We start from the raw sequence: 22,326 nt of genomic DNA, 5'->3' as shown, positions 1-22,326 counted from the left end.
GCGTCCGACGAAGGAGAGAGATGGACGTCTTCCGCTTCTACGCCCCCGGCGACGTGCGCCTGGAGGACGCGCCCGAGCCCACGACGGCGCCGGGTGAGGTCAAGATCCGGGTCCGGGCGTGCTCGATGTGCGGCACCGATGTGAAGATCTCCACCTCGGGGCACCAGCGCATCGTCCCGCCGCGCGTCATGGGTCACGAGATAGCGGGCGAGATCGTCGAGGTCGGCGAGGGCGTCGACGCCTGGGCACCGGGGGACCGGGTCCAGGTCATCGCGGCGATCCCGTGCGGCCGCTGCGACTACTGCCGGGCGGGCGCGATGACGATCTGCCCGAACCAGGTCTCCATGGGCTACGACTTCGACGGCGGTTTCGCGCCGTACATGATCGTGCCGCGCGAAGTCCTCGCCGTGGACGGCCTCAACCGCATCCCGGACAACGTCTCCTTCGCCGAGGCCAGCGTCGCCGAGCCGTTCGCGTGCGCGATCAACGCGCAGGAGATCGCCGACGTGCGCAAGGGAGACGTCGTGGTCGTCGTCGGCTCCGGCCCGATCGGCTGCCTGCACGTCCGCCTCGCCCGGGCCCGCGGGGCGGCGCGCGTGCTGCTCGTCGAGCTGAGCCGCGAGCGCCTCGACCTGGCGGCCGCCGTCGTGCGGCCGGACGCGGCGATCTGCGCCTCGGACACCGACCCCGTGGAGGCCGTGCGCCACCTCACCGACGGCCGCGGTGCGACGGTCGTCATCACGGCCGCCGCGTCGGGCGCGGCGCAGGAGCAGGCGCTGCAGATGCTCGCCCCGCAGGGGCGCGTGAGCTTCTTCGGCGGGCTGCCCAAGGACCGGCCGACCATCACGCTCGACTCGAACCTCGTGCACTACAAGGAGCTCACCATCGTCGGGGCCAACGGCTCGAGCCCCGAGCACAACCGCCGGGCGCTCGCGCACATCGCCGACGGCAGCGTGCCGGTCGCCGACCTCATCACGCACCGGCTGCCGCTCGACCGGGTCGCCGAGGGCATCGACGTCGTCCGCACGGGCGCCGGCATCAAGGTCACGATCGAGCCGTGACGACGCCGGCCGCCTGGCGGCCGGCGGTGGGTGGGACCCGGGGCGGTGCGCCGCGCCGGCAGCGAAGGAGCAGGTCGATGACGATCACCGCCACCCCGGGCCCTGCCGGGACGCGCACCACCACGAAGGGAGTGTGAGTCGCCCATGTCCGCAACGACGGCCGAGGCCCCCCGCACCGTGAGCCGGGGCAAGGCTGCCCAGGTCCGCGTGCAGAGGCTGGGGGCGTTCCTCAGCAGCATGATCATGCCCAACCTCCCGGCCTTCCTGGCCTGGGGGCTCATCACCTCGCTGTTCATCGCCGTGGGCTGGACGCCCAACCCGATCCTCGGCGGCTACGGCAACGCCGACGTCATCGGCTGGCAGGGGGCCGCCACCGCCCTCGCGCAGGCCGAGGACGGCACCACGTTCCAGCAGTACGTCGGCCTGGTCGGGCCGATGATCACCTACCTGCTGCCGCTGCTCATCGCCAACGCGGGCGGCCGCGTGGTCTACGGGGACCGCGGCGCCGTCGTCGCGTCGATCGCCGCCCTGGGCATGATCGTCGGCAGCGCCGTGCCGATGTTCCTGGGCGCCATGATCGTCGGGCCGGCCGCCGCCTGGGTGATCAAGAAGGTCGACGCGCTCTGGGCAGGGAAGATCAAGGCCGGCTTCGAGATGCTGGTCGACATGTTCGCGGCCGGCATCGTCGGCGCCGCGCTCGCCGTGCTCGCCTTCTTCGGGATCGCGCCGATCGTCAGCTCCCTGTCGAGGTTCCTCGAGTCGGTCGTCGGCTGGCTCGCGGACAACAACCTGCTGCCGGTCATGAGCATCATCGTCGAGCCGGCCAAGGTGCTGTTCCTCAACAACGCGATCGGCAACGGCGTCCTCGTGCCGCTCGGCGCGCAGCAGACGGTCGCCGAGGGCCAGTCCCTGCTGTACCTCGTCGAGTCGAACCCCGGGCCCGGCCTGGGCATCCTGCTGGCCTTCACCTTCTTCGGGGTCGGGGCCGCGAAGAGCTCGGCGCCCGGCGCCGCCGTCGTCCAGTTCCTCGGCGGCATCCACGAGGTCTACTTCCCGTTCGTGCTCATGAAGCCGGCGCTGATCCTCGCGGCGATCGCGGGCGGCGCGACGGGCGTCGCGACGAACATGGTGCTCGGCACCGGGCTGCGTGGCCCGGCGGCGCCCGGGTCGATCATCGCCGTCCTGGCGGCGACCCCCCGGGGTGCGTTCGTCGGCGTGATCCTCTCGGTGGTCCTGTCGTTCACGGTGACGTTCCTCATCGCCGCGGTGATCCTGCGGGCCTCGCGCAAGCGCGACCTGGAGACGGGCGGGGGCGACCTCGGCGCGGCGATCGCGCAGACCGAGTCGAACAAGGGCCGGAGCAGCGCGGCGCTCGGGGCGCTCGCCGGCGCGGGTGCCGCGTCCCCCGCGGGGACCGGGCAGGCCGCCGACGGCGCCGTGACCACGAACGACGCCGTGACCACGAACGACGTGACCACGAACGACGCCGTGACCACGAACGGCGCCGCGACGCCGATCCGCTCGATCGTCTTCGCGTGCGACGCCGGCATGGGGTCGTCCGCGATGGGCGCGAGCATCCTGCGCGACAAGCTCAAGAAGGCGGGCCGCACCGACGTCACGGTGGTCAACACCGCGGTCGCGCGCCTCGAGGACGACGTCGACCTCGTGATCACCCAGCGCGAGCTCACCGACCGGGCCAGGCGGCACGCACCGAGCGCGCGCCACGTCTCGGTGGACAACTTCCTCTCCAGCCCCGTGTACGACGACGTCGTGCGCGAGGTCCGGGCCGCCGGCACCGAGGCGGCGCCGGCATGAGCGCGGGCCTGGGCGGCGGGTACGGCGTCCTGGCGCCGCACGACGTCGTCGTCGGCGCCGTGGCGGGCTCCAAGGTGGACGCGATCCGCGACGCGGGGGAGCGGCTGGTCCGCTCCGGCGCCGTCGACGCCTCGTACGTCGACGCGATGCTCGAGCGCGAGCGCTCGATCTCGACGTACATGGGCAACCACCTCGCCATCCCGCACGGGACCGACGAGGCCAAGGGGGCCATCCGGCGCTCGGCGCTGAGCCTGGTGCGCTACGACGAGCCCGTCGACTGGGACGGCAACCCCGTCCGCGTCGTCGTCGGGATCGCGGGCGTCGGCGACGAGCACCTCGCGATACTGTCGAAGATCGCGCTCGTCTTCGCGGACACCGACCAGGTGCAGCGCGTGCTGGACGCGCCGTCCGCGGCGGCGCTCTACGAGATCCTGGAGCAGGTGAACGAGGCCTGATGATCGTCACCGTCACCCCCAACCCGAGCGTGGACCGGACGCTCGAGCTCGACGCGCTCGCGGTCGGGGAGGTCAACCGGGCGCACGCGACGCACGTCCACGCGGGCGGCAAGGGCATCAACGTCTCGCGGGCGCTGGTCGCGCAGGGGCACGCCACGCGTGCCGTGCTGCCGGCCGGAGGGGGTGACGGCGACCTGCTCGTCGCCCTGCTGGCGGAGCAGGGCGTGCCCGCGCGCGCGGTGACGGTCTCGGGGGAGACGCGCTCCAACATCACCCTGGTCGAGCGCACCGGCGCCACGACCAAGGTCAACGCCCCCGGGCCGCCGCTCGGGACCGACGACGTCGCCGCGCTCCTGGCCGCGGTCTCCCGGGAGATCGCGGCCGGGGCGGGCGGCGTCGTCGGTGCCGGGAGCCTGCCGGCGGGCGCCGCAGACGACTTCTTCGTCCGGCTCGCCGCGCTCGCGGGCCGGCACGGCGTGCCCTGCGCGCTCGACTCGTCCGGCGCCCCGCTCGCGGCCGCGGTCGCGGCGGGGGGCCTGGACGTCGTCAAGCCCAACGACGAGGAGCTGGGCGAGCTCGTGGGGCGCGACCTCGTCGTCGTCGGCGACGTGGTCGACGCGGCGCGCGAGCTCGTGGCGCGCGGCACGCGCCAGGTCCTGGTGAGCCTGGGCCCCCACGGGGCGCTGCTCGTCGACGCGGAGCGGGTCGCCTGGGCCGGCGGTCCGGCGCTCGTCCCGGCCTCGACCGTCGGCGCGGGTGACGTCACGCTGGCGGGCTTCCTCGCGGCCGCCGGTGCCGCACCGGCGCGGCGGCTGGCGACCGCCGTGGCGTGGGGCCGGGCCGCCGTCCTCCTGCCGGGCACCGCGGTGCCCGACCCCGCGGACATCCGCCTCGCGGACGTGCGCGTCGTCGAGGAGCCGGACCCCGACCTCGCGCTCAAGGAGCTGTGACGCCGGTGGCGCCCGAGGGTGGCGGAGCCGGTGCGAGGATGGGTGCCATGAGCTCCTCCACGACCGGCGTCCTGCACGGCTTCGGCGTCGGACGCGGCGCCGTCGTCGGCCCCGTCGCGCGCGCGCACCCCGCGCCCGGCGTCGACACGGACGCGCCGCCGCCCTCCGACGTGCCCGCGGCGCTGGCGGCGGTCGACGAGGCGTTCACGGCCGTCGCCGCGGCGCTGCAGGAGCGCGCCGACGCCGCCGGGGGCACGATCGCCGAGGTGCTCGGTGCGACGGCGATGATGGCGAACGACCCGGAGCTGCGGGCCGGCGCGCGCCGGCGCGTCGAGGAGGGCAGCGCGCCCGACGTCGCCGTCGACCGCGCGGTCGGGGAGTTCGTCACCACCTTCAGCGCGCTCGGCGGCTACTTCGCGGAGCGCGTCACCGACCTCGTGAGCGTCCGTGACCGCGTCGTCGCGCGCCTCCAGGGCCGGCCGGAGCCGGGCGTCCCGCCCCTGGACGAGCCGTCCGTCGTCGTCGCGCTGGACCTCTCGCCCGCGGACACCGCCGCCCTGGACCTCGACAAGGTGCTCGGCATCGTCATCGAGCAGGGCGGCCCGACGGGGCACACCGCGATCATCGCGGGCCAGCTGGGCATCCCGTGCGTCGTGCAGGTCACCGGCGCGTCGGCGCTCGAGGCGGGGCGCGTCGTCGCCGTCGACGCGGCGGCGGGGACCGTGACGCCCGACCCGGACGAGGACGTCGTCGAGCGTGCCCGCGTGCGCGGGCGGGCACTCGCGGCGCTCGCGGAGGCGACCGGCCCGGGCGCGACGCGCGACGGGCACGCCGTCGGGCTGCTCGCGAACATCGGCACCGCCGAGGACGCCGAGCGGGTGGGCGAGGGCGTCGAGGGCGTCGGCCTGTTCCGGACCGAGGTCCTGTTCCTCGGGCGGACCAGCGCGCCCACCGAGGACGAGCAGGCCGCGACGTACGCCCGCGCGCTGACGGCGCTCGGCGGGCGCAAGGTCGTCGTCCGCACGCTCGACGCGGGGGCGGACAAGCCGCTGGCGTTCGTCACCCGGCCGGGCGAGGAGAACCCGGCCCTCGGCGTGCGCGGCTACCGCCTCGTGCGGACCGCCGAGGACCTGCTGCGGACGCAGCTGCGGGCGATCGCCCGCGCGGCCGCGGAGACGGGCGGTGAGCCGTGGGTCATGGCGCCCATGGTCGCCACGGTGGAGGAGGCGGCGCAGTTCGCGGCGATCGCGCGCGAGGAGGGTGTCGCGACGGTCGGCGTCATGGTCGAGGTCCCCTCGGCCGCCCTGCGCGCGCGCGACCTGCTCGCCGAGGTCGACTTCGTCTCGCTCGGCACCAACGACCTGGCGCAGTACACGATGGCCACCGACCGCCTGCTCGGCGAGCTCGGGGACCTGCTCGACCCCTGGCAGCCGGCGGTCCTGGACCTCGTCGCGTCCGTGGCGACGGCCGGCGTCGAGGCGGGCAAGCCCGTGGGCGTGTGCGGCGAGTCCGCGTCGGACCCGGCGATGGCCCTCGCCCTGGTCGGCATGGGCGTGACCTCGTTGTCCATGTCGCCCGCCGCGGTGCCAGGCGTCCGGTTCGCGCTGTCGCGGCACGACCTGGAGCGGTGCCGTGAGGTCGCGGCGGCGGCGCGGGCGGCGCGCACCGCCGTCGACGCGCGCGCGGCGGCGCTCGCGCTCGTGGATCCCGAGGTCCGCGAGGTCCTCGCCCTCGCCTAGCCTGGGCGGATGGCCGACGCCGACCTCGTGGACCCCGAGACCGACCCGGCGGCGACGTGGGCGCTGGAGCCCGACGACGTCGCCGCCCTGACGCGGCGGCTCGTCGCGAGCGGACCCCCCGTCCTGGTGCACAGCCCGCTCGACGGTGCGCCGCTCGCCGAGGTGCCGCAGTCCACGACCGGCGACGTCGCGCGCGCCGTCGCCGCGGCGCGACGGGCGCAGCGGGCGTGGGCCGCGGTGCCCGTCGCGCGGCGCGCCGCGGTGCTCCTGCGCCTGCACGACCTGGTGCTCGACCGGCAGTCCGAGGCCCTGGACCTCCTGCAGCTCGAGAACGGCAAGGCGCGCAGCAGCGCGTACGAGGAGGTGGCCGACGTCGCGCTGCTGGCCCGGCACTACGGGCGCCGCGCGGCGGCGTACCTGGCGCCGCGGTCCGTGCCCGGCCTCGTGCCCGGGCTCACCGCCGCGCGCGTGCTGCGCCACCCGGTCGGCGTGGTCGGCGTGGTGGCGCCGTTCAACTACCCGCTGAACCTGTCCCTGGGCGACGCGCTGCCCGCGCTCGTCGCGGGCAACGCGGTGGTGGTCAAGCCGGACCCGCAGACCACCCTCGTCGCGCTCTGGGGCGCCGCGCTGGCCCAGGAGGCCGGCCTGCCGCCCGGGCTGCTCCAGGTGGTCGCCGGCGGCGGGGAGGTGGGCGGCGCGCTCGTCGGCGCGGTCGACCACGTCGTCTTCACCGGCTCGACCGCGACGGGGCGCCGGGTCGCCGCGCAGGCCGGCGAGGCGCTGGTCGGTGCGACGCTCGAGCTCGGGGGCAAGAACGCGCTCTACGTGACCCAGGACGTGGACCTCGCCGTCACGGCGGAGGGCGTGGTCCGGGCCTGCTTCTCGAACAGCGGGCAGCTGTGCGTCTCGACCGAGCGCCTGCTCGTCCACGAGGCGGTGGCCGACGCGTTCCTCGCCGAGCTCGTCCCGCGCGTGCGGGCGCTGCGCCTCGGCGCCGCCCTGGACTACACGGCCGACGTCGGCTCGCTCACGTCAGCGGCCCAGCTCGAGCGCGTGCACCACCACGTCGAGGACGCCGTCGCCCGGGGCGCCGTCGTGCTCGCCGGCGGCGTGCACCGCCGTGACGTCGGGCCGTACGTCTTCGAGCCGACGGTGCTCGACCGCGTGCCCCCGGACGCCGTCGTCGCGGGCGAGGAGACCTTCGGGCCGGTCGTCTCCGTGCAGCGCGTGCGCGACGACGACCACGCGGTCGAGCTGGTGAACGGCAGCGACATGGGGCTGGCCGCGAGCGTGTGGTGCCGCGACGTCGCGCGCGCGCGGCGCATCGCGGCGCGCCTGGAGGTCGGCGCGGTGGGCGTCAACGACGGGTACGCCGCCGCGTGGGGGAGCACGGCCGCGCCCATGGGCGGCGTCAAGGCGTCCGGCCTCGGGCGGCGGCACGGGGTCGAGGGCGTCCACGCCGTGACGCGGACGCAGGCCGTCGTGGTGCAGCGGGGCACGCACCACGGGCTCGGGCTCGGGCGCCTCTACGCGCTGCCGGGCGAGCGGTGGACGCGCCTGTTCACGGGCGTGCTGCGCGCGGCGAAGACGCTGCGGCTGCCGTAGGGCCGGCCGGACGACGACGGGCGCCCACCGCGGGGTGGGCGCCCGTCGCCGGCGTCACTCGTGCGAGATGAGCGCGACGGCCTGCCGCGCGATCGCGAGCTCCTCGTTCGTCGGGACGACCATGACGAGGGTGGAGGTCCAGTCCGGCGAGATGATCGTCGGCTGGCTCTTGCGGCCCGCGTTGCGCTCCGGGTCCACCGCGATGCCCAGGCCTTCGAGCCCGGCCAGGGCGCGGGCCCGGACGATGTCGTCGTTCTCGCCGACGCCCGCGGTGAACGCGATGACGTCCACGCGACCGAGCACGGCGAGGTAGGCGCCGACGTACTTGCGCAGGCGGTGGATGTACACGTCCAGCGCCCGCGAGGCCGCCTCGTCGCCCGCCTCGACGAGCTGGTGCAGCTCGCGGAAGTCGTTCTGCCCCGCGAGGCCCTTGAGCCCGCTGCGGCGGTTGAGCAGGTCGTCGATCTCGTCGATCGACATCCCCGCGTTGCGGTACAGGTGGACGATGACGGCCGGGTCGATGTCACCCGTGCGCGTCCCCATGACCAGGCCCTCGAGCGGCGTCATGCCCATGGAGGTCTCGACCGCGACACCGCCGCGCACGGCCGACGCCGACGCGCCGTTGCCCAGGTGGAGCACGATCTGGTTGAGGTCGGTGACCCGCCGTCCCAGCACGCGCGAGACCTTGCCGGAGACGTACTGGTGCGACGTGCCGTGGAACCCGTACCGCCGCACGCCGTGCTTCTCCGCGACCTCGCGGTCGAGCGCGTACGTCGACGCGGCGTCCGGCAGGGTCTGGAAGAACGCGGTGTCGAACACGACCACGTGCGGCACGTCGGGCAGCAGCTGGCGCGCGACCTCGATGCCGCGCAGGTTCGCCGGGTTGTGCAGCGGCGCGAGCGGGGAGATCTCCTCGATCGCCTTGACGACGTCGTCGTCCACGAGCACCGGCTCGGAGAAGACGGCGCCACCGTGCACGACGCGGTGCCCGACGGCGACCACGTGCGCCTCGGCGAGGTCCGGGCCGGCCTCGGCGAACAGGTCGAGCACGGCCCGCAGGGCGGCGCCGTGGTCGGGCACCGGGTCGCGGCGCTCGGTGCGGATGCCGCCGAACGTGTGCCGGATGTAGCCCTCGGCCTCGCCGATGCGCTCGACCAGGCCGGACGCGATCGCCTCGCCGCCGACCGGGTTGACGAGCTGGTACTTCACCGACGACGAGCCGGAGTTGATGACCAGGACGCTGCCGTGCGCGCCGAAGGCGCTGTGGGTGCTCGGACGCTGTCCGACGCCGGGAACGGGGTTCATGCGCGTGCCTCCTCGGGCGACGTGGGGACCGCCGCCTGGGCGGCCACGTCCTCCTGCTGGGCCTGGATCGCGGTGATCGCGACCGTGTTGACGATGTCCTGGACGAGGGCGCCGCGCGACAGGTCGTTGACCGGCTTGCGGAGGCCCTGGAGCACGGGGCCGATGGCGACCGCGCCGGCCGTGCGCTGCACGGCCTTGTAGGTGTTGTTGCCCGTGTTGAGGTCCGGGAAGATCAGGACGGTCGCCCGCCCGGCCACGCTCGAGTCGGGCATCTTGGTCTTGGCGACCGAGGCGTCGACGGCGGCGTCGTACTGGATGGGGCCCTCGACGGACAGGTCGGGGCGGCGCTCGCGCACGAGCGCGGTCGCGGCGCGCACCTTGTCGACGTCGGCGCCCGTCCCGGACTCGCCCGTCGAGTAGGACAGCATCGCGATCCGCGGCTCGATGCCGAACTGCACGGCCGTCGCGGCGGAGGAGATCGCGATGTCGGCGAGCTGCGCGGCCGTCGGGTCGGGGTTCACGGCGCAGTCGCCGTAGACCAGCACGCGGTCGTCGAGGCACATGAGGAAGACGCTCGAGACGATGCTCACGCCCGGGACGGTCTTGATGATCTCGAAGGACGGCTTGATGGTGTGCGCCGTCGTGTGCATCGCGCCCGAGACCATGCCGTCCGCGATGCCGAGCTGGACCATCATGGTGCCGAAGTAGGAGACCGAGCCCACGATCTCCCGGGCCCGCTCGACCGTCATGCCCTTGTGCTTGCGCATCTCGGCGTACTCGTGCGCGAACCGCTCGTGCAGCTCGCCGTCGCGCGGGTCGATGATCGTCGCCGCGGTGATGTCGAGGCCGAGCTCGGTGGCCCGGGCGCGGATCGCGGGCTCGCTGCCGAGGATCGTGAGGTCGGCGACCCCGCGCTGCAGCAGCGTGCTCGCGGCGCGCAGGATCCGGTCGTCGCCGCCCTCGGGCAGCACGATGTGCTTGCGGTCCGAGCGTGCCCGGTCGAGGAGCTCGTACTCGAACATCAGCGGCGTCACGACGCTCGGGCGCGAGACGTCGAGTCGCTCGAGCAGCGTGGTGCCGTCCACGTGCTTGTCGAAGATCGCGAGCGCCGTGTCGATCTTGCGCTGCGACTCCGAGGACAGGCGCCCGCGGGTGCCGGCGGCGGCACTGGCCGTGCGGAACGTGCCCATGTCCGTCTGGATGATCGGCAGGCGCTGACCCAGGCCGTTGACCAGGCGGGCGACCGGCGACGGCGGGTAGAAGCCGCCGTTGAGGATGATCCCGGCGAGCGACGGGAAGCCCTCGGCGGCGTTCGCCATGAGCAGCCCGAGCAGGATGTCCGAGCGGTCCCCGGGGGTGATGACGACGGCGCCGTCGGTGAGCTTGTCGAGCAGGTGCTCGATGGACATCGCCCCGACCAGCAGGTCGAGCGCCTCGCGGGAGAGCAGCTCCTCGTCACCGGCGGCCAGGCGCCCGCCGACCGACTCCATGAGGGCGCGCACCGTGGGCGCGTTGAGGAGCTGGTTCTCGGGCAGCACCCACGCCGGGACGGCGGTGTTCAGGGCCGCGCGCACCGTGACGAGCTCCTGCGGCGCGCAGCGGTTCGCGATCACGCCGATGACCTCGGCGTGCTGCGCGCTCAGCTCCGCGAAGCAGACGTCGACCATGCTGCGGATCTCGTCCGGGCGACGGCCCAGGCCGCGGACCACCAGCAGCACCGGAGCGCCCAGGTTGACGGCGATGCGCGCGTTGTACGCGAGCTCCGTCGGGCCTGCGACGTCCGTGTAGTCGGTGCCGACGATGACGACGACGTCGCACTGCCGCTCGACCTCGTGGTACCGCGAGACGATGCGGGCGAGCGCCGCCTCGGGGTCCGCGTGCACCTCCTCGTACGTGACGCCCACGCACTCGTCGTACGACAGGTCGACGCCGTCGTGCGCGAGGAGGAGGTCGAGCACGTAGTCGCGCTGGCGCGTCTCGCGCGCGACGGGGCGGAAGACCCCGACCTTCTGCACGCTGCGGGTGAGGAGGTCCACCACGCCCAGGGCGACGGTGGACTTGCCGGTCTCGCCCTCGGCGCTGGTGATGTAGATGCTGCGTGCCACGGGTGTTCCTAACCTGTTGTCGCGCGGTTGGTGCCCGCCGGCCCGGGGTGGGGGCCCGGCGGTCGTGCCGATCTGATCATGCCCGGGTACGGGCGGGCCTACTCGTTGTCACCGCCGGTGACCGCCGCGCCGCCGAGCCCCTGCGGCCCGCCGACCTCGGTGCCGGTCTCGCCCGCGTCGGGCCAGACCCAGTCCCTGACCTCCGGGATGTCCTCGCCGTGCTCCCGGGTGTACTGCCGCGCCGCCAGGCGGGCGTCGACCATCTCCTGGCGCAGCTCGGCCGCGCGGGTCCCCAGGCCGGGGACCCGGTCGATGACGTCGATGACCAGGTGGTACCGGTCCAGGTCGTTGAGCATCACCATGTCGAAGGGCGTCGTCGTGGTGCCCTCCTCCTTGTAGCCGCGCACGTGGATGTTGCCGTGCCCGGTGCGGCGGTAGGTGAGGCGGTGGATGAGCCACGGGTAGCCGTGGTAGGCGAAGATCACCGGCTTGTCGGGCGTGAAGATCGTGTCGAACTCGCGGTCCGCGAGGCCGTGCGGGTGCTCCCGCTCGTCCTGCAGGCGCATGAGGTCGACGACGTTGACCACGCGCACGTTGAGGTCGGGCAGGTGCCGGCGCAGCAGGTCGGCGGCGGCCAGCACCTCGAGCGTCGGCACGTCGCCCGCGCACGCCAGCACGACGTCCGGGTCCTCGCCGCGCGCCTCCGTGCCGGCCCACTCCCAGATGCCGAGGCCGCGCGCGCAGTGCGCGATCGCCTCGTCCATCGTCAGGAACGTCGGCGCCGGCTGCTTCCCGGCCACCACCACGTTGATGTAGTTGCGGCTGCGCAGGCAGTGGTCGTAGGTCGAGAGCAGGGTGTTGGCGTCCGGCGGCAGGTAGATGCGGACGATCTCCGCCTTCTTGTTCATCACGTGGTCGATGAAGCCCGGGTCCTGGTGCGAGAACCCGTTGTGGTCCTGGCGCCAGACGTGCGACGTCAGCAGGTAGTTGAGCGAGGCGATCGGGCGGCGCCACGGGATGTCGCGGGTGACCTTGAGCCACTTCGCGTGCTGGTTGACCATCGAGTCGACGATGTGGATGAAGGCCTCGTAGCAGCTGAACATGCCGTGGCGGCCGGTGAGGAGGTAGCCCTCCAGCCAGCCCTGGCACTGGTGCTCCGAGAGCATCTCGACGACCCGGCCGGCGCGGGCCAGGTTGTCGTCCTGGGGCAGGATCTGCGCGTCCCACTGCTTGTCCGTCACCTCGAAGACGGCCTGCAGGCGGTTCGACGCCGTCTCGTCCGGGCCGAAGATCCGGAACGTCTCGGGGTTCGCCTCCACGACGGCGGCGAGCCACCGGCCGAGCACGCGCGTCGCCTCGGCGATGGTGCCGCCGGGGGAGGAGACCTCGACGGCGAAGTCGCGGAAGTCCGGCAGGCGCAGGTCGCGCAGCAGCAGGCCGCCGTTGGCGAACGGCGTCGCGCTCATCCGCAGCGCGCCCTCGGGGGCGAGGGCGGCGACGTCATCGACGAGCCGTCCGGTGGCGTCGAAGAGCTCCTCGGGGCGGTAGCTCTTCAGCCAGCCCTCGAGGACGTGGAGGTGCTCGTCGGTGTCGCGCGCGCTCGCGAGCGGGACCTGGTGGGAGCGCCACGAGTCCTCGACCTGCTTGCCGTCGATGACGGGCGGGCACGTCCAGCCCTTCGGCGTGCGCATGATGATCATGGGCCAGCGGGGCCGCTCGGCCAGCGTGCCCTCGCGGGCCGCCTGCTTGATCTCGGCGATCTGGTTGAGGCACTCGTCGAGCACGTGCGCCATGCGCTGGTGCACGAGCGCGGGGTCCTCGCCGTCGAAGCCGCCCGCGACGACGTACGGCGTGTGCCCGTACCCGCGCATGAGGTCGAGGAGCTCCTCCTCGGGGATGCGGGCGAGCACGGTCGGGTTGGCGATCTTGTAGCCGTTGAGGTGCAGGATCGGCAGGACGACGCCGTCGGTCAGCGGGTCGACGAACTTGTTCGAGTGCCAGCTCGTGGCGAGCGGGCCGGTCTCGGCCTCGCCGTCACCGACGACGGCGGCGACCAGGAGGTCGGGGTTGTCGAAGGCCGCGCCGTAGGCGTGCGAGAGGGCGTAGCCGAGCTCGCCGCCCTCGTGGATCGACCCCGGCGTCTCCGGTGCGACGTGGCTGGGGATGCCGCCGGGGAACGAGAACTGGCGGAAGAGCCGCCGCATGCCCTCGGAGTCCTGCGTGACGTCCGTGTAGACCTCGGAGTACGTGCCCTCGAGGTAGGTGTTGGCCACCAGCCCCGGGCCGCCGTGGCCCGGGCCGGTGATGTAGAGCGTCTGCTGCGAGCGCTCCTGGATCACGCGGTTGAGGTGCGCGTAGATGAAGTTGAGCCCGGGCGTGGTGCCCCAGTGGCCCAGCAGCCGCGGCTTGACGTGGTCGCGGTGGAGGGTCTCGGCGAGGAGCGGGTTGTCGAGAAGGTAGATCTGGCCGACGGAGAGGTAGTTCGCCGCGCGCCACCACGCGTCCACGCGCGCCAGCGTCTGCGCGGAGAGGGGTTCGACGTCCCGTCGGGGCCAGCTCGTCGGACGATCCAGGACCGAGGTCATGTGCGCTCCTCCTCGACGGGGCCGCCGGGGTGTCCGGCGGGCGTGATCAGCGTGCCGCGCCTCGCCCGTGATTCATGGGACGATTGTCCTGACAGGGCCTCGGTGCCGTGCGCTGTCCCCATGCCACCACATCGCGGCCGGGGCCGCACCCATCCGCGGGTACCGTGGGAGTGGCCCGCGAGCGCGGGCGGACGGGTGGATCGATGAGCGACGTCAGGGCCGGAGGCTCGCCGGTGCCGCCCTCGTACGTGCGCACGGCGCTCTCGCCGCGGATGCTGGTCCTGCTGGTGCTGCTGCTGGGTGCCGCCGCGGTGTGCGCGCGCCTGGGCGTGTGGCAGCTGGACCGCGCGGAGCTGCGCGGTGACGCCGAGCAGCAGGAGCGGCGCGCCGCGATCGCCGAGGCCGACCCGCTGCCCCTGCAGGACGTCCTGGAGCCGCAGTCCTCCTTCCGCGGCGAGCTCGTGGGGGAGAAGGTCGTGGCCTCCGGCGCGTTCGAGCCCGACCAGGTCCTCGTGCCGGGGCGCGCGCTCGACGGTCGGACCGGCTACCTGGTCGTCGCGCCGCTGCGCGTCGACGACGCGGTGCTGGCCGTCGTCCGCGGGTGGGTCGCCGAACCCGAGGCGCCGGAACCGCCCACCGACGCGGTCGAGGTCGTCGGCTTCCTCCAGGTGGGCGAGGGGGCGGGGATCGCCACGGACCTGCCCGCCGGGCAGGTCGACGCCGTGAGCCCTGCCGAGCTCGTCAACCGCTGGGGTGGCCCCATCTACTCGGGCTACCTGGTCGAGGCCTCCGCGCCGGACGGCGTCCAGACGCTGCCCCCGCCGACGCTCGCCGGCGGCGGGCTCAACATCCAGAACCTGGCGTACGCGCTCCAGTGGTGGATCTTCGGTGGCTTCGCCGTGCTGCTGTGGGCCCGCATGGTGCGCGACGAGACGCGGCTGGCCCGCGAGGAGATCGAGGGCGGGCCCGACGACGACGGACCCGGCGGGCCGGGCGGAGGCGGCGCGGGCGACGGTCCGGGCACGGGACCGGTCGCGGGACGCGACGAGGAGGACGTCCCGGAGGGCGCCGCCGTCAGTCCGGCGCGGACCCGCGTGGGGGCCGGCGCAACGCCTTGACGTCCCGGCGCCGGCGCTCCGCGGCGGCGCGGCGGGTGCGCGAGGCGCGGCTGGGCCGCGCGGCGCGGCGCGGCGTCTGCTCGTGCAGCGACTCGGCGACCAGCCGGGCGAGGCGCTCGGTGGCGGCCTGGCGGTTGCGGAGCTGGGAGCGGTGCTCGGACGCGGCGACCGTCAGCACGCCGTCGACCAGGCGCGGTGCGAGCGCCGCGACGGCGCGGTCCCGCACCTCGGCCGGCAGGGACGGCGTGCGCGCGAGGTCCCACGACAGCTCGACGCGCGAGTCGGTGGTGTTGACGCCCTGGCCGCCGGGCCCGCTGGACCGTGAGAACCGCCATCGCAGCTCGTCGTCGTCGACGACCACGAGGCCGAGGCGGGGCAGGTTCAGGTCCACGGCACCAGCCTGCACCCCGCCGCGCGGGGCTCAGTCACCCGTGGCGCCGTCGACGGCCTCCCGCAGCAGGTCGGCGTGGCCGTTGTGGCGCGCGTACTCCTCGACGAGGTGGACCAGGACCCACCGGAGGTTGGGCGTGCGACCGTCGCGCCAGCTGCGCACGGTGAGCTGGTCGAGCCCGCCCTCGTCGAGGGCGTCGGCGACGTCGCGGCGCGAGCGCTCGACGGCCTCGTGCCACATCCCGCGCAGCGCCTCGGGCGAGTCCTCGGCGGCCGAGTGCCAGTCCCAGTCCTCGTCGGCGGCCCAGTCGACGGTGTCCCAGGGCGCGTGCCGCTCCCGGCCGTGCAGGAACCAGGAGGACCAGTGGTCCTCGACGAAGGTGAGGTGCTTGAGGAGGCCGCCGAGCGTCATGGTGGACGCGCCGACCGTCGTGCTGAGCCCCGCGGCGTCGAGGCCCGCGCACTTCCACTCGAGCGTCGCCCGGTGGTACTCGAGGTAGCCGAGCAGCGTGCTCGTCTCGTCGGCCGCGACCGGCGGCTCGGGCCGCCCCTGTTCGTCGATGATCGTCATGGCCGGCATCCTGCCGCCTGCGGGGGCTAGGGCGCCTCGGTAATACCGCGGCGGTGCTGGGCCACGAACTCCCCGGGCGTGGTGCCCGTGGCCCGGACGAGGTCGTGGTGGAAGTGCGGCTGGTCCGCGTAGCCGAGGCGGGCCGCGACCTCGCTGAGGGTCGCCGTCCCGGCGCGCAGGTGCTCGGTGGCCTGGTGCAGCCGGCGACGCTGGATCAGCCAGCGGGGGGTGAGCCCGAGCCGCCGGTGCGCGAGCCGCTGCAGGGACCGCTCGCTCAGGCCGACCTCCGCGCACAGCTGCGTCACGCGGGTGAGGTCGTCCCGGTGCTCCACGAGGTCCACGATGCGGTTCACGAGGCGGCCCTCGTCGTCGACGGGCAGGTGGCGCCGCAGGACCTCCTCGCACGCGGCCATGGCGGCGCGGTGCGCGTCCGGGGAGCGCGGGTCGCCCGCCATCGCCGCGCGCACGCGCCCGACGAGCCGGGATGCGGGTTCGGCGCCGATCACCTGCTCGACGTCCACGTGACGGTCGGTGTGGTCCGCGACCGGTCCGCCGGTGAGCAGGTACCCGGCCGCGGGCCGGCACATCACGCCGACGGCCCAGCCGTCGCCCGTGAGGACCGTCGTGGACAGCCCGGAGACGGGGCCGTAGAAGCGGGCGTAGTCCGCGCTGACGACGAGCAGGCAGACGGGGTACTGCAGGACGCGCTGGGGTGCCTCCTCGCCCGGTGGGACGGACCACACGGGGATCCAGAACCGCAGTGCGAGGTCGGCGAGGTCGGGGCTCACCGGGTACCGGAACATCTCGTGGGAGGCGTCGTCGGGGCGCTTGAGGTGGGCGCGCTCGACCGCGTACGCCGCGTCAGCGCGGCCCGGCGGCGTCACCGTGTCGGGTTTCATCAAGAGCCATGATGGTGGCGCGGCCTAGCGTCCCGGGCATGGACACCACGTTGGAGCAGTACGAGACCGCCGACCGCCCGCTGACCGCCCTGATCGACGCGACGCCTCCGGACGCGTGGGACCGGCCCTCGCCGTGCGAGGGCTGGGCCGCGCGCGACGTGGTCGCGCACATGGTCGAGACCCAGCGCTCGTTCTTCGCGGAGCGCGGCATCGACCTGGGTGCCGCGCCCGACGTCGTCGCCGACCCCGCCGCCGCCTGGCACGCGCACGCCGCGCGCGTGCGCGCCGCGCTCGCGGACGAGGAGGTGGCCACGAAGGGCTTCGACGGGTTCTTCGGCCCGACGACGCTCGGGGCGGCGCTGGTGCAGTTCTACGTGTGGGACATGGTCGTGCACCGCTGGGACGTCGCGACGGCCGTGGGTGCCGACCCCGGGCTCACGGAGGCCGAGGTCGACCGCATGGAGGCCGGTGCCGCCGGCTTCGGTGACGCCCTGTACATGGAGGGCATCTGCAGGCCGGGCGTCGAGCCGGCCGCGGGTGCCGACCGCGCCACCACCGTGCTCGCCCGCCTGGGCCGGAGGACCGGCGTGCCCGCGCAGGGCACCGCCTGACGGGCGGGGAGGGCTGCACGCCGCACCTGCCGGGGCCGCGCGCTGCGTCCCGGGAGGGGTCAGCATGCGAGCGCCAACGCGTCGTCGCCCGGTGGTGCGCCGGTTCTACGCTCCACCGCCGCGGGGACGGCGCGTCCCGGTGGTCCGGCCTCGGCCGGTTCGGGCAGAACGGCGGGTCTGCCGTCGGGGTGTCGGAACTCGAACCCGTGGGGGACTCGGGTGATGCGTAGGTCGTGGGTGTGGACGTGGTCGTGGTGGTGCCAGCAGAGAAGGACGCCGTTGTCGGTGGAGGTGTCGCCGCCGCGTGACCACCACCGGATGTGGTGGATCTCGCCGAGGGTGGGTGGTGCGGTGCATCCGGGGTACTGGCAGTGCCGGTCGCGGGCGATGACCGCGCGGCGCAGCTCCTTGGTGTAGGTGCGCTCGTCCTGGCCGACGTCGAGGATCTGGCTCTCGGGTCCGAACACGATGCGGGTGACCTCGGAGTCGCAGGCGATGCGCGCCAGGACCGAGGGTGGGACCGGGTCGCCGGAGTCGAGCTCGGCGGGGTCGAGGAGATCGGCTTCGAGCCCGGTGCGCTGGGCGGGTGCGCCGTCGCCGTCGCGGGCGGCCGCGTCGGTGGCCAGGCGCTGGAAGGTGTCCCAGGAGACGTGGACGTTCAGGTGCGGGCGGACCTGTGCGCCGACACCGGTCAGGCCCTTGTCCAGGACCAGGCGGGCGAGGTCGACCAGCGCTTCGGCCTGGCGCTGCTCGACGGGCCGCTGGTCGTCCTTGGCCGGCACGCCGGCGATGGATCGGACGGCGGTGGCCAGGAGCTGACCGTTCTCGTGCGTGAGGAACCCCGCGACCGTGACGCCGTCGCCGCGCGGGGTCAAGGTGAGGCGCTGTAGCGCGACGGCCTGGCGGTGCTCGCGCTCGGCGGCCTGGTCGTCGAGCTTCGCGGCCATGCGACTGGCCAGCCGCCGGAACTCGTCGACCCCCAGGCGTTTGGCCTGGTCGACGAAGAACGCTTCGTTGCGGTCGGGCAGGTCGCTGGCCAGGGCGGCGCGCCGGGCGGGGGAGGACACCAGGCGGCTGAGCGCCTCGGCGTGGCCGCGCGTGATCTCCCCTGTCGCGACCGCGTCGCGGGCGACGGGCAGCTCACCCATGACCCGCCCGAGCTGGGCCTGGCGGTTCGCGTCGCCGTAGGCGATGCCCTCCCGGCGGGCCACGTGACCCGCGAGCGTGCGGTCCGCGCCGCCCAGGGCCCAGCGCCCGTCGGCCTCGACTGCGGCGAGGAGCACGGAGGATGCGAGGTGGATCTGGTCTCCGACCACCCGCAGCTCCTGGCGCACCGCCGAGGCCCGAGGCCCCTCCAGGCCGCTCAACGGCATCGCCGCCAGCGCGGCGGCGTCGGCGCGCAGCCGGGCGACCAGCGCGTCGAGGCCTTCGACCTCGCCACCCGCCTGGACCATCTCGCCCCCTGTGCACCGGTTCGCCGCCGATCGAACTAGTGTACTAACGGCCACCGACACGCACCAGGCATCGCCCGGGATCCGGACGCGCACGTGAGGCCGAGGGCCTGGCGCGTCAGTCCTGCTGCCAGGACCGCCACAGCGCGGCGTACTCCCCGCCCGCGGCGACGAGCTCGTCGTGCGAGCCGATCTCCGTGATCCGGCCGGCGTCGACCACCGCGACCCGGTCGGCGTCGTGCGCCGTGTGGAGGCGGTGCGCGATGGCGACGACCGTGCGGCCGGTCAGCACGGCCGAGAGCGACCGCTCGAGGTGCCGCGCGGCGCGCGGGTCGAGCAGCGAGGTCGCCTCGTCCAGCACGAGGGTGTGCGGGTCGAGGAGGACGAGCCGCGCCAGGGCGACCTGCTGCGCCTGCGCGGGCGTCAGCGTCAGCCCGCCCGAGCCCACCTCGGTGGCGAGCCCGTCGGGCAGCGCGTCGACCCAGGTGGCGTCGACGGCGGCGAGCGCACGGCGCAGCTCGTCGTCGTCCGCCTCGGGACGGGCCAGCCGCAGGTTCTCCTCGATCGTGCCGACGAAGACGTGGTGCTCCTGCGTCACGAGCGCGACGTGCCCGCGCAGGTCGTCCAGGGGCAGGTCGACCAGCGGGACGCCCCCCACCGTCACCGTCCCTCGCGTGGGCGGGTGGATGCCCGCGAGCATCCGCCCGAGGGTCGACTTGCCCGCGCCCGACGGCCCCACGACGGCCAGGCGCTCGCCCAGCCCCAGGTCGAGATCGACGCCGTGCAGGACGTCGTGGCCCGGCCGGTACGCATAGCGCACGCCCGAGGCGACGACGTGCTCGTCGGCCGGCACGGCGTCCGGCCTGGCGGTGCGGTCCGGTGCCACCTGCTGCACGCCGATGATCCGGGCGAGGGAGGTGGCGCCGACCTGGATCTCGTCGAGCCAGTAGATGAGCTCGCCGATCGGGTGCATCACCTGCAGCGCGTACACGGCGATGGTGGTGACCGCGCCGACGCTCACCGAGCCGGTCGACACCAGCCAGGCGCCCCACAGCACGGTGGCGACGACCGGCAGGACGAACGACAGGTCGATGCCGGGGAACAGGATGCTGCGCAGCCAGAGCGTGTGGCTCTCGGCGGCGAACGCCTCGCGCAGGTCGGCGTCGACGCGCTCGCGCCGGCGACGGCCCAGCCCCAGCGCATCCACGGTCCGCGCACCCTCGACCGACTCCGTGATCGTGCCGTTGAGCGTGGCGTAGGCGGCCGACTCGCGCAGGTAGGCGGGCGCCGCACGCCGCAGGTACCAGCGCGTGGTCAGGACCACGCTCGGGGCGCCGACGACCAGCGCCGCGGCCACCTGCCAGCTCACGGCGACGGCGGCCGCGAGCGTGAGCGTGATGGTCGCCGCCGAGACCAGGACGCGCGGCACGCCGAAGCGGATCGTGTGCTGGACGCGGTCGATGTCGTTGGTCGTGCGGGCCACGAGGTCACCGGTGCCGGCGCGCTCGACGGTCGACAGCGGCAGCCGCGTCACCGTGCCCACGAACTCCTCGCGGAGCTCGGCGAACACGGTCTCGCCCAGCACCATGGCGCCGCGCTGGGCGTAGCGGATCAGCACGGTCTGGGCGAGGACCGCGAGCACGAGGAACGCCACGGCCTGGTCGACGAACGACGCGCTGGTGCCGTGCGTCACCGCGTCCACCATGCGCCCGAGGAGCCAGGGGCCCGCCAGACCCGCGGTCGCCGCCAGGGTGTGGAGCAGCAGGACGCGGGCCAGCGCGGCCCGGTGCCGCCGCAGCAGCACCCCGGTGTGCGCGCGCAGCGCGGCGCTGTCAGCGACGGGCAGCTTCACGGCGCACCTCCTCGGTGGTCCCCTGATCGGTCTGGGTCTCGGCGTCGGCCGAGGCCCGGCTGACGACGGCGCGGTACGCGCGCCCCTGGGCCCCGGCGCCGGGCGCCAGGAGCTCGCGGTGCGTGCCCCGGGCGCGGACCACGCCGCCCGCGAGCAGGACGACCTCGTCCACGCGGTCGAGCACGAGCGGGCTCGACGTCACGACGACGGTCGTGCGCCCTGCCCGGTAGGCGGCCAGCCGCTCCGCGATGCGCGCCTCGGTGTGCGCGTCGACGGCCGACGTCGGCTCCACGAGCACGAGCACCTCGGGCTCGGTCAGCAGCGACCGGGCCAGCGCCACGCGCTGGCGCTGGCCACCCGACAGCGAGCGGCCCTTCTCGGCGACTTCGCCGTCGAGACGCCCGGGGAGCGCGTCGAGCACGTCGTGCGCGTCGGCGGCCTCGAGCGCCGCGAGCAGGCGCTCGTCGCCGTCGTCACCGGCCCCGTCCCGGACGGCCAGCTCGTCGCGCAGCGTGCCGGTGAACAGGTGCGGCGTGGACTCGGCGACCACGATGCGGCGGTGGACCTCGGCCAGCCCCAGCTCGGCGAGGGGGACGCCGCCGAGGCGCACCCGGGCACCCGCGTCGGCGTTCTCGGTGCCCAGCAGCCCGAGCCGGGTGGCCACGGCCGCGGTCTCGTCCGGGTCGGCGCTGACCAGGGCCACGACGCGTCCCGCGGGCACCACCAGGCCGGTGTCCTCGTCGACCAGGTCGTTGGTGGCGGGCATGGCGGTGGGTCGGCCGGCCGTCGCCGGCCCGGCCTGCTCCGCCTCGGCGCCGGTCACCGGGACGCGCAGCACCGTGAGGATCTTGCGCACGCCGACGACGGCGCGGGTCATGGTGTGCAGGAACTGCGTCGCGGCCTGGAGGGGCTCCGTGAGGAACGCGGCGTAGCCGTAGAAGGCGACGAGCTGCCCGGGCGTGATCTCGCCGGACAGCGCCAGGCGGGCGCCGAACCACACGACCGCGGCGAGGAACAGCCCCGGCAGCAGGGCCTGCATCGCGTCGAGGAGCGACTGCGTCTGCGCGACGCGCACACCCGCCTCGCGCACGCGCTGGGACTGCGCGCGGTACCGCCCGGCGAAGACCTCCTCGCCCCCGATGCCGCGCAGCACGCGCAGGCCCGAGACGGTGTCGGCACCCAGCGTGGTGAGCCGGCCCGCGGCCTCGCGCTGGGCCGCCTGGCGCTTCTGCAGCGGCCGCACGAGCAGGGCCAGCACGCCGGCGACCGCGGGCAGCCCGACCAGGACGGCGACGCCGAGCGTCACGGAGCTGTTCAGCAGCAGGAAGGCGACGACGACGTACGCCACGACGCCGCCGACGAAGCGCGACGTCGTGTAGTACACCTCGCCGACGCGCAGCGAGTCGGAGGCGACGGTGGAGACCACCTCGCCGGTCGGCAGCTCGGCGGTCACGGCGTCGCCCGTGCGGCTGACGTGGTGCCCGACCAGCTGCGAGGTCCGGAACGCGCCCCGGAGCCAGTTCTCGACCTCGAGCCGGTGCCCCACGACGTTGCAGACGACGAGCACGAGGCCGACGCCGAGCAGGGCCAGGGTGCCGAGCAGCAGCTCGCGCGAGAGGCCGTCGTCGAGGCCGCCGTCGACGACGCGGCCCAGCATGTACGGCAGCGCCGCGAGGGAGACCGACGAGCCGATGGCCATCACGGCGGCGGCGACCATGAGCCCGCCCTGGCGTCGCGCCACCCACCAGAGGTAGGCGGCTGCGGACGTCAGGGGAGGGGTGCCGGGATCGGCGTAGGGAAGCTGGCGCACGGTC

17 protein-coding genes are annotated in these 22,326 nt (G+C 74.6%); 8 read left to right on the top strand and 9 right to left on the bottom strand.

Features of this window, described 5'->3' with window-relative positions; translation table 11 throughout:
* Positions 1-20 precede the first annotated feature (20 nt).
* The 6 genes from H2O74_RS13115 (at position 21) to H2O74_RS13090 (ending at position 7,625) form a co-directional block, all read left to right on the top strand.
* On the top strand, positions 21-1,061 hold the full coding sequence (locus tag H2O74_RS13115) for a zinc-dependent dehydrogenase (protein ID WP_182111986.1): 1,041 nt from the start codon (positions 21-23) through the stop codon (positions 1,059-1,061).
* A 144-nt stretch (positions 1,062-1,205) separates the two neighbouring features.
* Positions 1,206-2,876 carry a PTS mannitol transporter subunit IICB gene (locus tag H2O74_RS13110; RefSeq protein ID WP_182111985.1) on the top strand — a complete coding sequence of 557 codons (1,671 nt, stop codon included), beginning with the start codon at positions 1,206-1,208 and terminating at the stop codon, positions 2,874-2,876.
* A complete protein-coding gene (locus tag H2O74_RS13105) occupies positions 2,873-3,331 on the top strand; it encodes a PTS sugar transporter subunit IIA (RefSeq protein ID WP_182111984.1) in 459 nt (152 codons plus the stop codon). Before H2O74_RS13110 ends, H2O74_RS13105 begins: the two co-directional genes overlap by 4 nt.
* Positions 3,331-4,281, top strand: coding sequence for a 1-phosphofructokinase (gene pfkB / locus H2O74_RS13100; protein ID WP_182111983.1), 951 nt, complete (start codon positions 3,331-3,333; stop codon positions 4,279-4,281). Before H2O74_RS13105 ends, pfkB begins: the two co-directional genes overlap by 1 nt.
* A 47-nt stretch (positions 4,282-4,328) precedes the next feature.
* Positions 4,329-6,020, top strand: a complete 1,692-nt coding sequence (ptsP, locus tag H2O74_RS13095) for a phosphoenolpyruvate--protein phosphotransferase (protein ID WP_182111982.1) — start codon at positions 4,329-4,331, stop codon at positions 6,018-6,020.
* A 9-nt stretch (positions 6,021-6,029) separates the two neighbouring features.
* A complete protein-coding gene (locus H2O74_RS13090; RefSeq protein ID WP_182111981.1) occupies positions 6,030-7,625 on the top strand; it encodes a succinic semialdehyde dehydrogenase in 1,596 nt (531 codons plus the stop codon).
* Between the two features lie 54 nt (positions 7,626-7,679).
* Here H2O74_RS13090 and H2O74_RS13085 read toward each other — a convergent pair whose 3' ends face one another.
* From H2O74_RS13085 to H2O74_RS13075, 3 genes are all read right to left on the bottom strand, one after another.
* On the bottom strand, positions 7,680-8,930 hold the full coding sequence (locus H2O74_RS13085; protein WP_182111980.1) for an acetate/propionate family kinase: 1,251 nt from the start codon (positions 8,928-8,930) through the stop codon (positions 7,680-7,682).
* Positions 8,927-11,035 (bottom strand): phosphate acetyltransferase, encoded by a 2,109-nt coding sequence (gene pta, locus H2O74_RS13080; protein ID WP_182111979.1) that lies wholly within the window; start codon positions 11,033-11,035, stop codon positions 8,927-8,929. Before pta ends, H2O74_RS13085 begins: the two co-directional genes overlap by 4 nt.
* Positions 11,036-11,133: 98 nt before the next feature.
* Positions 11,134-13,620: a phosphoketolase gene (locus H2O74_RS13075; protein WP_182111978.1), complete on the bottom strand. Its 2,487-nt coding sequence runs from the start codon at positions 13,618-13,620 to the stop codon at positions 11,134-11,136.
* A 203-nt stretch (positions 13,621-13,823) separates the two neighbouring features.
* Here H2O74_RS13075 and H2O74_RS13070 point away from each other — a divergent pair, with 203 nt between their 5' ends.
* Positions 13,824-14,738 (top strand): SURF1 family protein, encoded by a 915-nt coding sequence (locus H2O74_RS13070; protein ID WP_182111977.1) that lies wholly within the window; start codon positions 13,824-13,826, stop codon positions 14,736-14,738.
* On the opposite strand, the gene arfB is transcribed toward H2O74_RS13070, so the two are convergent.
* From arfB to H2O74_RS13055, 3 genes are read right to left on the bottom strand one after another with little or no spacing between them, the layout of a single operon-like run.
* On the bottom strand, positions 14,695-15,129 hold the full coding sequence (gene arfB / locus H2O74_RS13065) for an alternative ribosome rescue aminoacyl-tRNA hydrolase ArfB (RefSeq protein ID WP_182111976.1): 435 nt from the start codon (positions 15,127-15,129) through the stop codon (positions 14,695-14,697). The genes H2O74_RS13070 and arfB overlap by 44 nt on opposite strands.
* A 30-nt stretch (positions 15,130-15,159) precedes the next feature.
* Positions 15,160-15,699 (bottom strand): DinB family protein, encoded by a 540-nt coding sequence (locus H2O74_RS13060; RefSeq protein ID WP_182111975.1) that lies wholly within the window; start codon positions 15,697-15,699, stop codon positions 15,160-15,162.
* 26 nt (positions 15,700-15,725) lie between these two features.
* Complete coding sequence (locus tag H2O74_RS13055) at positions 15,726-16,598, bottom strand: AraC family transcriptional regulator (protein ID WP_182111974.1); 873 nt, start codon at positions 16,596-16,598, stop codon at positions 15,726-15,728.
* A 38-nt stretch (positions 16,599-16,636) separates the two neighbouring features.
* Between H2O74_RS13055 and H2O74_RS13050 the strand changes: the two genes are divergently transcribed.
* Complete coding sequence (locus tag H2O74_RS13050) at positions 16,637-17,209, top strand: TIGR03086 family metal-binding protein (protein ID WP_182111973.1); 573 nt, start codon at positions 16,637-16,639, stop codon at positions 17,207-17,209.
* A gap of 59 nt (positions 17,210-17,268) precedes the next feature.
* On the opposite strand, the gene H2O74_RS13045 is transcribed toward H2O74_RS13050, so the two are convergent.
* From H2O74_RS13045 to H2O74_RS13035, 3 genes are all read right to left on the bottom strand, one after another.
* Entirely contained in the window at positions 17,269-18,663 is a 1,395-nt protein-coding gene (locus tag H2O74_RS13045) for an HNH endonuclease signature motif containing protein (RefSeq protein ID WP_182111972.1), read from the bottom strand.
* 115 nt (positions 18,664-18,778) lie between these two features.
* Positions 18,779-20,512: an ABC transporter ATP-binding protein gene (locus H2O74_RS13040; protein ID WP_182111971.1), complete on the bottom strand. Its 1,734-nt coding sequence runs from the start codon at positions 20,510-20,512 to the stop codon at positions 18,779-18,781.
* A complete protein-coding gene (locus H2O74_RS13035) occupies positions 20,493-22,322 on the bottom strand; it encodes an ABC transporter ATP-binding protein (RefSeq protein WP_182111970.1) in 1,830 nt (609 codons plus the stop codon). Before H2O74_RS13035 ends, H2O74_RS13040 begins: the two co-directional genes overlap by 20 nt.
* Positions 22,323-22,326 lie beyond the last annotated feature (4 nt).

The organism is Actinotalea sp. JY-7876 (assembly GCF_014042015.1).
Lineage (GTDB): Bacteria > Actinomycetota > Actinomycetes > Actinomycetales > Cellulomonadaceae > Actinotalea.
This window is presented reverse-complemented; position numbering and strand designations above follow the sequence as displayed.

Coding starts and splice junctions, on each gene's coding strand:
- H2O74_RS13115 (WP_182111986.1), top strand. CDS start 21: ATGGACGTCTTCCGCTTCTACGCCCCCGGCGACGTGCGCCTGGAGGAC.
- H2O74_RS13110 (WP_182111985.1), top strand. CDS start 1,206: ATGTCCGCAACGACGGCCGAGGCCCCCCGCACCGTGAGCCGGGGCAAG.
- H2O74_RS13105 (WP_182111984.1), top strand. CDS start 2,873: ATGAGCGCGGGCCTGGGCGGCGGGTACGGCGTCCTGGCGCCGCACGAC.
- pfkB (WP_182111983.1), top strand. CDS start 3,331: ATGATCGTCACCGTCACCCCCAACCCGAGCGTGGACCGGACGCTCGAG.
- ptsP (WP_182111982.1), top strand. CDS start 4,329: ATGAGCTCCTCCACGACCGGCGTCCTGCACGGCTTCGGCGTCGGACGC.
- H2O74_RS13090 (WP_182111981.1), top strand. CDS start 6,030: ATGGCCGACGCCGACCTCGTGGACCCCGAGACCGACCCGGCGGCGACG.
- H2O74_RS13085 (WP_182111980.1), bottom strand. CDS start 8,930: ATGAACCCCGTTCCCGGCGTCGGACAGCGTCCGAGCACCCACAGCGCC.
- H2O74_RS13075 (WP_182111978.1), bottom strand. CDS start 13,620: ATGACCTCGGTCCTGGATCGTCCGACGAGCTGGCCCCGACGGGACGTC.
- H2O74_RS13070 (WP_182111977.1), top strand. CDS start 13,824: ATGAGCGACGTCAGGGCCGGAGGCTCGCCGGTGCCGCCCTCGTACGTG.
- H2O74_RS13060 (WP_182111975.1), bottom strand. CDS start 15,699: ATGACGATCATCGACGAACAGGGGCGGCCCGAGCCGCCGGTCGCGGCC.
- H2O74_RS13055 (WP_182111974.1), bottom strand. CDS start 16,598: ATGAAACCCGACACGGTGACGCCGCCGGGCCGCGCTGACGCGGCGTAC.
- H2O74_RS13050 (WP_182111973.1), top strand. CDS start 16,637: ATGGACACCACGTTGGAGCAGTACGAGACCGCCGACCGCCCGCTGACC.
- H2O74_RS13045 (WP_182111972.1), bottom strand. CDS start 18,663: ATGGTCCAGGCGGGTGGCGAGGTCGAAGGCCTCGACGCGCTGGTCGCC.